The 8,188-nt window shown below is 66.0% G+C and carries 8 protein-coding genes; 6 read left to right on the top strand and 2 right to left on the bottom strand.

The genetic code is table 11. From position 1 onward, the window contains the following. The coding region (locus ABWP84_RS06575; protein ID WP_353211211.1) for a putative PEP-binding protein at positions 1–1,061 on the top strand (1,061 nt) is incomplete at its 5' end. Here the strand turns inward: ABWP84_RS06575 and ABWP84_RS06570 are convergent. Then, positions 1,033–1,602: a hypothetical protein gene (locus ABWP84_RS06570; RefSeq protein ID WP_353211210.1), complete on the bottom strand. Its 570-nt coding sequence runs from the start codon at positions 1,600–1,602 to the stop codon at positions 1,033–1,035. The genes ABWP84_RS06575 and ABWP84_RS06570 overlap by 29 nt on opposite strands. Before the next feature lie 65 nt (positions 1,603–1,667). Here ABWP84_RS06570 and andAc point away from each other — a divergent pair, with 65 nt between their 5' ends. The 5 genes from andAc to ABWP84_RS06545 are packed head-to-tail and all read left to right on the top strand — an operon-like array spanning position 1,668 to position 7,934. Next, positions 1,668–2,939, top strand: coding sequence for an anthranilate 1,2-dioxygenase large subunit AndAc (gene andAc, locus ABWP84_RS06565; protein ID WP_353211209.1), 1,272 nt, complete (start codon positions 1,668–1,670; stop codon positions 2,937–2,939). 8 nt (positions 2,940–2,947) lie between these two features. After that, the gene (gene andAd / locus ABWP84_RS06560; protein WP_353211208.1) at positions 2,948–3,406 is read left to right on the top strand and encodes an anthranilate 1,2-dioxygenase small subunit AndAd; all 459 of its coding nucleotides are present in this window, start codon (positions 2,948–2,950) and stop codon (positions 3,404–3,406) included. After that, positions 3,403–4,344, top strand: a complete 942-nt coding sequence (locus tag ABWP84_RS06555; RefSeq protein ID WP_353211207.1) for a tripartite tricarboxylate transporter substrate binding protein — start codon at positions 3,403–3,405, stop codon at positions 4,342–4,344. The genes andAd and ABWP84_RS06555 overlap by 4 nt, the downstream gene beginning before the upstream one ends. Beyond that, complete coding sequence (locus ABWP84_RS06550; RefSeq protein WP_353211206.1) at positions 4,345–6,363, top strand: hydantoinase/oxoprolinase family protein; 2,019 nt, start codon at positions 4,345–4,347, stop codon at positions 6,361–6,363. It abuts the gene before it with no gap. Continuing rightward, positions 6,360–7,934 carry a hydantoinase B/oxoprolinase family protein gene (locus tag ABWP84_RS06545; protein WP_353211205.1) on the top strand — a complete coding sequence of 525 codons (1,575 nt, stop codon included), beginning with the start codon at positions 6,360–6,362 and terminating at the stop codon, positions 7,932–7,934. The genes ABWP84_RS06550 and ABWP84_RS06545 overlap by 4 nt, the downstream gene beginning before the upstream one ends. Here ABWP84_RS06545 and ABWP84_RS06540 read toward each other — a convergent pair. After that, positions 7,907–8,188, bottom strand: coding sequence for an RNA-binding S4 domain-containing protein (locus tag ABWP84_RS06540; RefSeq protein ID WP_353211204.1), 282 nt, complete (start codon positions 8,186–8,188; stop codon positions 7,907–7,909). The two genes, ABWP84_RS06545 and ABWP84_RS06540, sit on opposite strands and share 28 nt — an antisense overlap.

Here is an 8,188-nt window from a genome sequence, read left to right as displayed (position 1 = left end):
GGGCCGATTGGGTGCGCCGGATGAAGGTGCGGGCGAATGCCGAAACCCCTCTCGACGCCGATACGGCGAGAAAGTTTGGCGCCGAGGGCATCGGCCTCTGCCGCACCGAGCACATGTTCTTTGACCCCGCGCGCATCGGCGCGGTGCGGCAGATGATCATGGCCGAGACCACGGAAGGCCGGCGTGACGCCCTGGCCAGGCTGCTGCCCTTCCAGCGTGATGATTTCGCCCAGCTCTTCCGCATCATGGCCGGCCTGCCCGTCACCATCCGCCTGCTGGACCCGCCGCTGCACGAATTCCTGCCGCATAGCGATGCGGAAATTGCCGAAGTGGCGGCCTCGCTGGGCGTGGAGCCGGCCACCATGCATCGGAGGCTGGAGGAATTATCCGAGGCCAATCCCATGCTTGGCCACCGTGGTTGCCGCCTGGGTATTTCCTTCCCGGAAATCTATGAGATGCAGGCCCGGGCGATTTTCGAGGCCACAGCCATCGTCGCCCGCGAGACCGGCCTGGCGCCGGTGCCGGAAATCATGATCCCGCTCATCGCCACCAAGCGCGAATTGGATATCACCCGCGCCCAGGTCGAGGGGGTGGCCGCCCGGGTTTTTGCCGAAGCGGGCATGACGCTGGAATACCTGGTCGGCACCATGATCGAGCTGCCCCGTGCCGCCATCACCGCCGACAAGATCGCTGAGGCAGCGGATTTCTTCAGCTTCGGCACCAATGATCTGACGCAAACCACCTTCGGTTTTTCCCGCGATGATGTGGGCAAATTCCTGCCCGATTATGTCGACCAAGGCATCCTGCCAAAGGACCCCTTCGTCTCCATCGATGTCGAGGGCGTGGGCGCGCTGGTGCGGATTGGCTGCGAGAAGGGGCGTTCGGTGAAGAGCGACCTCAAGCTGGGCATCTGCGGCGAGCATGGCGGGGATCCCGCCTCCATCGCCTTCTGCGAGACGGTGGGCCTCGATTACGTCTCCTGCTCGCCCTATCGCGTGCCTGTCGCCCGTCTGGCGGCGGCGCAGGCCGCCCTCAGCGGTGGGGGCGACCGTACGGCCTGAGATACTGCTCGGCCGCCTCGGCGGCCGGTTGCATGCCATAGGCGGCAAGCGCCGCCCTTTTTGCCGCCTGTGCCGGTGGAGGGGCGAGCCACGGGGCGCCTGTGCCGTGCTGCCACAGGGCCACGGCGCTGTCTTCCGCCAGGCAGCGCGCGGCCGCGGCGGCGCAGTCTGCATCGGCATCACCCGCGGCCGGCGCCAGGATCACCCCGCAATCGCGCGACCACATCAGGAAATGCAGCCCGGCGACCAGCCCACGAAACAATTCGCTGCCCATGGCCGGTGCGGTGCCATAATGCAGTCCCAGCAGGAATAGCCGCCCCGCGGGCAGGCAAAGCGCGGCTGCGGCGGCGCGGGCCTGGCGGGCGCGGGCCTCGGCCAGGGCAGTGTCACGGCCGCCATCGGTCATCACCGCCACCACCGGCGGCCGGCCGCGCAGGCAGGCCTGGGCTATCAGCCCGCCGCAGTGCAAGACCTCCTCGCCTGGATGGGTGGCCAACACCAAGAGGTTCTCGCATTCGGCCAGGGCCGCGACTTCGCTCATGCACAACAGCATGGACAAGCGCCGCACAAGGCGGAAGATGGCACAATCACCGCTGGAGACTTGGCATGGCCGAAACCGCGCCGATCACGCAGGACGTGCTGGATATTCGCTTCCCCCGCCGCGATGGCTCGCGCATTCCCTATGCCGTGTTCAATAGCGCCGAGGTCTATGCGCTCGAGCAGGAGCGCATCTTTCGCGGGCCCACCTGGAGCTTTCTCGGCCTGGAAGCCGAAATCCCCGAACCCGGCGATTACAAGCGCAGCTATGTCGGTGAGACGCCGGTGGTTATGACCCGTGCCAAGGATGGCGAGTTGGCGGCCTGGGTGAACCGCTGCTCCCATCGCGGCGCCGAGATCTGCCGCAAGACACGCGGCAATAGCGTGGTCCACACTTGCGTTTATCACCAGTGGAGTTTTTCGGCGAAGGGCGACCTGCAGGGCGTGCCGTTCCGCCGGGGACAGCGGGACCAGACGGGCATGCCCCCCGATTTTGACGTGAAGGATCACGGCCTGCGCAAGCTGCGGGTGGAAAGCTATCGCGGCCTGGTTTTCGGCAGTTTTTCCGAAACGGTAGCGCCGCTGGCCGACTATATCGGGCCTCAGATGCGGCCCTATATCGACCGCATCTTCAATCGCCCGATCGAGTATCTCGGCTGCACCAGGCAATTCTCCAATTCCAACTGGAAGCTCTATCTGGAGAATGTGAAGGACCCCTACCACGCCAGCCTGCTGCATCTCTTCCACACCACCTTCAATATTCTCCGTGTGGGAATGCAGGCCACCACCACCACCGATGCCACCGGCCTGCACAGCGCCCTGCTGGTCGTGAAAAATGCCGAGGACAATGCCGAGGGCTACAAGGCGCAAAATATCCGCACCTATCAGGATGGCTTTCGGCTGGAGGATTCTTCGGTTCTCGACATGGTGCAGGAGTATGAAGAGCTTTCCACCAACCATATCCAGCCGATCTTCCCGCAGCTCGTCATCCAGCAAATTCACAACACCCTGGTCGCGCGGCAGATCATCGCCAAGGCGCATGACAAATTCGAGCTGGTCTTTCACTTCTTCGGCTATACCGATGACACGCCGCAATTGCGGGCAATGCGGATCAAGCAGGCCAATCTGGTCGGCCCCGCCGGATATATCTCGATGGAGGATACCGAGGCGACGGAGCTGGTGCAGCGCGGCATCACCGGCCATGGCCGCGCCGCCTCGATCGTGGACATGTCCCGCCACAAGCCCGATGAGACGGCGACGATGATCTCCGAAGGACTCGTCCGCCGCTTCTGGGAGGGCTACCGTCAGCTGATGGGCTTTGCCGCTGAGGAAACGCTATGATTATTCCATTGCGATGGCAACTTCTCGAATTGCAGGACGCCTATATCGCCGCCATCGATGACGACCGGCTGGAGGATTGGCCCCGCTTCTTCACCGATAATGCGCTCTATGAAATCATCCCGAAGGAGAATGAGGATTTGTCGCTACCAGCCCCTATCCTGCGCTGCGACAACACGGCGATGATGAGCGACCGTGTGGCCAGCCTGCGCCACGCCAATATCTTTGAACAACCAACCTATCGTTACATGATCTCCGGCCTGCGGGTGCTGGAGGAAACCGGAGAGACCGCGGTGATGCGCACAAATTATCTGGTGGTGAACACCTCGCTGGAGGGCAGCACGAGCGTCTATCAGGCCGGCATCTACAAGGATGTGGTGGTGCGGACCGAGGCGGGCTGGAAATTCCGCGAGAAGCGGGTGGTCTACGATACTTCTCGCGTACAGACCCTGCTGGCCTATCCGATATGAGAATCCCCCGTCGCGCCGCGCTGTCGCTTCTGGCATCCCCGGCCTTCGCGCAATCCTGGCCGAACCGGCCGCTGCGCATCATCGTGCCCTTCCCCCCCGGTGGCGGCGTGGACCTCACCGCCCGGCTGCTGAGCGAGCCGCTGGCCCGCGAGTTGGGCCAGACCGTGGTGATAGAAAACCGCGGCGGTGCGGGCGGCGTGATCGGGGTGGAGGCGATGTCCCGCGCGCCGGCCGATGGCTACACCCTCTCACTGACCGGTGCGGGCACCATCACCGCCGGGCCGCATCTGCGCCGCCTGCCTTATGACGCGCTGGGCCTGGCCCATGTCACCATGCTGGTGCGCATGCCCTTTATCGTGGCCGTGCGCAGTGACCTGCCGGCGCGCACGCTGCCGGAATTCCTCGCCCTCGCCCGCCAGGGCGGCTTGCGCTACGCCAGCGGCGGCCCCGGCACCAGCCAGCATCTGACGGGCGAGTTGTTCAACCAGATGGCCGGCGTTGCCATGGAGCATGTGCCCTATCGCGGCACCGGGCCTGCCCTGAACGACCTCGCCGCCCGGGTGGTTGATGTCTATTACGGCGACCCGGCAACCCTGGCGCTGATCAGCTCCGGCCAGGCCCGCGCCATGGCCGTGACCTCGGCCCAGCGCTGGTCCCTGCTGCCCAATACCCCCGCCGTGGCCGAGGCAGTGCCGGGCTATATCAGTGAAAACTGGTATGGGCTGGCCGCGCCAACGGGCACGCCGGAGCCAGTGCTGGAGGCGCTCTCCGCCGCTGTCCTCAAGGTCCTCAATGACCCGGCGGCCAGACAGCGCTTTGATGCCGCAGGCCTGCACCCAGCGCCGATGGCGCGCGCCGAATATACTGCCTTTCTGCGCGCCGATACCACAATCTGGGGCCGTGTGGTCACCGCCGGCAATATCAGGATCACCGACTGAATGAACGCGCGCCTGGCCGTCGATATCGGCGGCACTTTCACCGACCTCGTGCTGGAAACGCCCCAGGGCACCCGCTCCCACAAGCTGCTGACCACGCCCGACGTGCCCGAGCGCGCGGTGCTGGAGGGGGCGAAAAAGCTCCTGCGTGGCGAGACACTGCGCCTGGTGCTGCATGGCACCACGCTGGCGACCAATGCGCTGATCGAGCGCAAAGGCGCGCGCACCGCCCTGCTCACCACCCAAGGCTTCCGCGACAGCATCGAGATCGCCTACGAGCATCGCTTCGCGCAATATGACCTGACGATGGAGCGCCCGGCGCCCTTGGTGCCGCGCGCCATGCGCTACACCGTGCCCGAGCGCATCGCGGCCGATGGCGGCGTGCTGCTGGCACTGGATGAGGCTGCCTTGCACACCGTGGCGGAACAGGCCCGGGCCGATGGGGTGGCCGCTCTCGCCATCTGCTTCCTGCATTCCTTCACCAATGATGCGCATGAGCGACGCGCGGCGGAGATTCTCTCCGCGCTGCTGCCCGGGGTCTCCATCTCGCTCTCCTGCGAGGTTTGCCCCGAGCTGCGCGAATATGACCGCGCCAGCACCACCATCGCCAATGCCTATGTGCGGCCGCTGATGGATGGCTATCTGGCCCGGCTGGAGGAGGGGTTTCGCGCCATCGGCATCGCAGCCCCGGTGCTGATGATGATGTCCTCCGGCGGCTTATGCACCGTGGAGGCGGCGCGGCGCTTCCCCGTGCGGCTGGTGGAAAGCGGGCCGGCCGGCGGCGCTATCCTGGCGCGCCACGTCGCCGCTGAGAATGGGCTCGACAAAGTTCTGGCCTTCGATATGGGCGGCACCACCGCCAAGCTCACATTGATCGACGATGGGGCCTTCCACATGGCCCGCAGCTTTGAGGTGGCCCGGGCCTATCGCTTCGTGCAGGGCAGCGGCTTGCCCATCCGCATTCCGGTCATTGAATTGGTGGAAATCGGCGCCGGTGGCGGTTCGATCGCGCGGCGCGACGCGCTGGGGCGTATCATGGTCGGCCCGGATTCCTCCGGCAGCGCGCCAGGGCCGGCCTGTTATGGCCGGGGCGGTCTATCGCCAACGGTAACGGATGCGGACCTGCTGTTGGGCCGGCTGGACCCTGCCCTCTTCGCCGGTGGCACCATGCCGCTGGATGAAGCCGCCGCCCAAAAATCCTTCGCGCCCCTTGGCGCCGATGCCGCCATCGGCGTGGCCGAGATCGTGGACGAAACCATGGCCAGCGCCGCGCGGGTGCATGCGGTGGAGAATGGCGAGGACACCGCCGGCCGCACCATGATCGCCTTTGGTGGCGCCGCACCTCTGCACGCCGCCAGGCTCGCACAAAAGCTGGGCATCACCCGCGTGGTGGTGCCGCTGGGCGCGGGCGTGGGCTCGGCGCATGGCTTCTTGCAGGCGCCCATCGGCTTTGAAGTGGTGCGCACCCGCTATACTCGCCTCGACAACATGGACACCACCGCGCTGGAGGCGATGTTCACCGATATGCGGGCCGAGGCCGAGGCCGTGGTGCTGCAAGCCGCGCCAGCAGACGGATTGGTGGAAAGCCGCACCGCCTTCATGCGCTATCGCGGCCAGGGGCATGAAATCCCTGTTCTGGTGCCGCCGGGCCTCGCCGCCACGGCGCTGCATCAGGCCTTTGTCGCCGCCTATGCCAGGGTCTTCGGCCGCGCCATTCCGGGGCTGCAGCCAGAGGTGATGACCTGGGCGCTCGCCCTCTCCAGCCCGCTCGCACCGCCGGCGCGCCTGGCCGAGGCAGCCCCGCTGCCCATGCCCGCCACCAGCGCCAGCCGCATGCTGACGGACCCAGCAACGGGCGCCGCGGATAGCGCCGCGATCCATGCCCGCACCAGCCTCGCCCCCGGCGCCACACTCTGCGGCCCCGCGCTGATCATCGAGGACGAAACCACCACCATCATCCCCAAGCACTGGACCGCGCGGATCAATGCCGGCGGCCAGATCATCCTGGAACACGCGCCATGAACGACATTCGCCTCCAGGTCATGTGGAACCGCCTGCTCTCAGTGGTGGAGGAGCAGGCGAAAACCCTGGTCCGCACCGCCTTCTCCACCTCGGCGCGGGAAGCGGGGGATATTTCTGCCGGTGTCTTCGCCGTGGATGGCCGGATGCTGGCCCAGGCGGTGACCGGCACGCCCGGCCATGTGAACTCCATGGCCCGCAGCGTGAAGCATTTTCTGGCGGCCATCCCGGCAGACAACATGCGCGAGGGTGACCACTACATCACCAACGACCCCTGGATGGGCACTGGGCATCTCTACGACATCGTCGTCACCTCCCCGGCTTTTCATCGGGGAAAAATGGTTGGGCTATTCTCCTGCACCGTGCATGTGGTCGATATCGGCGGCATCGGCCTCTCGCCAGACGGGCGGCAAGTGTTTCACGAAGGCTTACGCATTCCCATTATGCCCATGGCGCGCCAGGGCGTGGTGGATGAGGGGCTGATGAACCTCATCCGCGCCAATGTGCGCGAACCGGTACAGGTGGAGGGCGATATTTATGCGCTCATGGCCTGCAACGAGACGGGCGAGCGCCGCCTCTCCGCCATGCTGGAGGAAAACCAGTTGGAGGATTTGGAGGTGCTGGGCGCGCATATCATCGCCCGCTCGGAAGCCGCCATGCTGGCCGAAATCCATAAACTCCCCAAAGGCACCTGGCACGGCCATATGCGCATTGACGGCATCGAGGCGCCGATCGACCTGCACGCGGCACTGACCATCGCCGAGGATCACATCGCGGTCGATTTCGCCGGCACCTCGGCCCAGAGCAGCTACGGCATCAACTGCCCGCTCTGCTACACCGATGCCTATACCGCCTTTGGCCTGCGCTGCATCATCGGCCCCGAGATCCCCAATAATGCCGGCACGCTGGACCTCATTCGCGTCACCGCACCCGAGGGATCGATCCTCAACGCACCCTTCCCCGCGGCGGTGAATGCCCGCTCCACCATGGGCCATATGCTGCCTGATGTGGTCTATTCGGCCCTGGATCAGGCGCTGCCGGGCCGGGTGCCGGCCGAGGGCACCTCTAATCTGTGGAACCTGAAACTCGGCGCAGGCAATGGCCTGACCGGCGGCACGCAGCGGCCCTTCATGGTCACCATGTTCCATTCTGGCGGCGCCGGCGCGCGGCCGGGGCAGGATGGGCTTTCCGCCACGCCCTTCCCCTCCGGCGTGAAAAACGTGCCGGTGGAGGTGACGGAAACCATCGCCCCCATCGTGGTCTGGCGGAAGGACCTGCGTGACGGCTCGGGAGGCGCGGGCGAGTTCCGCGGTGGCGACGGCCAGATCATGGAAGTGGCGCATCGCCATGGCGAGGCCTTCGGGATTTTCGCCACCTTCGAACGGGTGACCTATCCGCCGCGCGGGCGGCATGGCGGGGAGGAGGGTGCCCGCGGTGTCGTACGGCTGGGCAGCGGCACCACGCTGAAGGCCAAGGGTTTTCAGGTGATTCCGGCCGGTGACCGGTTGGTGGTGGAAATGCCAGGCGGCGGCGGCATGGGCCGGGCTCACAAGCCCGGCGACAAATCTTCGTAAAGTTCCCGCGCCTCGTCCGCCGGGCCCCTGCGGGTGCCAAGCTGCGCCACCCGCCACACCCGCACCTCACTGCCCCAGGTATAGGTCAGCACATCACCCACCCGCAGCTTTGCATGCGGCTTGTCGGTGGGCTGGCGGTTCAGGCGGAAACCGCCATCCTGCACCGCCCTTGCACAAAGGGAGCGCGTCTTGGAGACGCGGGCATACCACAGCCAGACGTCCAGCCTCTCCCAACTCTCGGGAGTTGCCGTCAC

It is taken from the genome of Rhodovarius sp. (assembly GCF_040399605.1).
GTDB lineage: Bacteria > Pseudomonadota > Alphaproteobacteria > Acetobacterales > Acetobacteraceae > Rhodovarius > Rhodovarius crocodyli_A.
Note: the sequence above shows the minus strand (reverse complement) of the source record. Positions and strands in the feature narration are given on the sequence as shown.

Coding starts and splice junctions, on each gene's coding strand:
- ABWP84_RS06570 (WP_353211210.1), bottom strand. CDS start 1,602: ATGAGCGAAGTCGCGGCCCTGGCCGAATGCGAGAACCTCTTGGTGTTG.
- andAc (WP_353211209.1), top strand. CDS start 1,668: ATGGCCGAAACCGCGCCGATCACGCAGGACGTGCTGGATATTCGCTTC.
- ABWP84_RS06555 (WP_353211207.1), top strand. CDS start 3,403: ATGAGAATCCCCCGTCGCGCCGCGCTGTCGCTTCTGGCATCCCCGGCC.
- ABWP84_RS06550 (WP_353211206.1), top strand. CDS start 4,345: ATGAACGCGCGCCTGGCCGTCGATATCGGCGGCACTTTCACCGACCTC.
- ABWP84_RS06545 (WP_353211205.1), top strand. CDS start 6,360: ATGAACGACATTCGCCTCCAGGTCATGTGGAACCGCCTGCTCTCAGTG.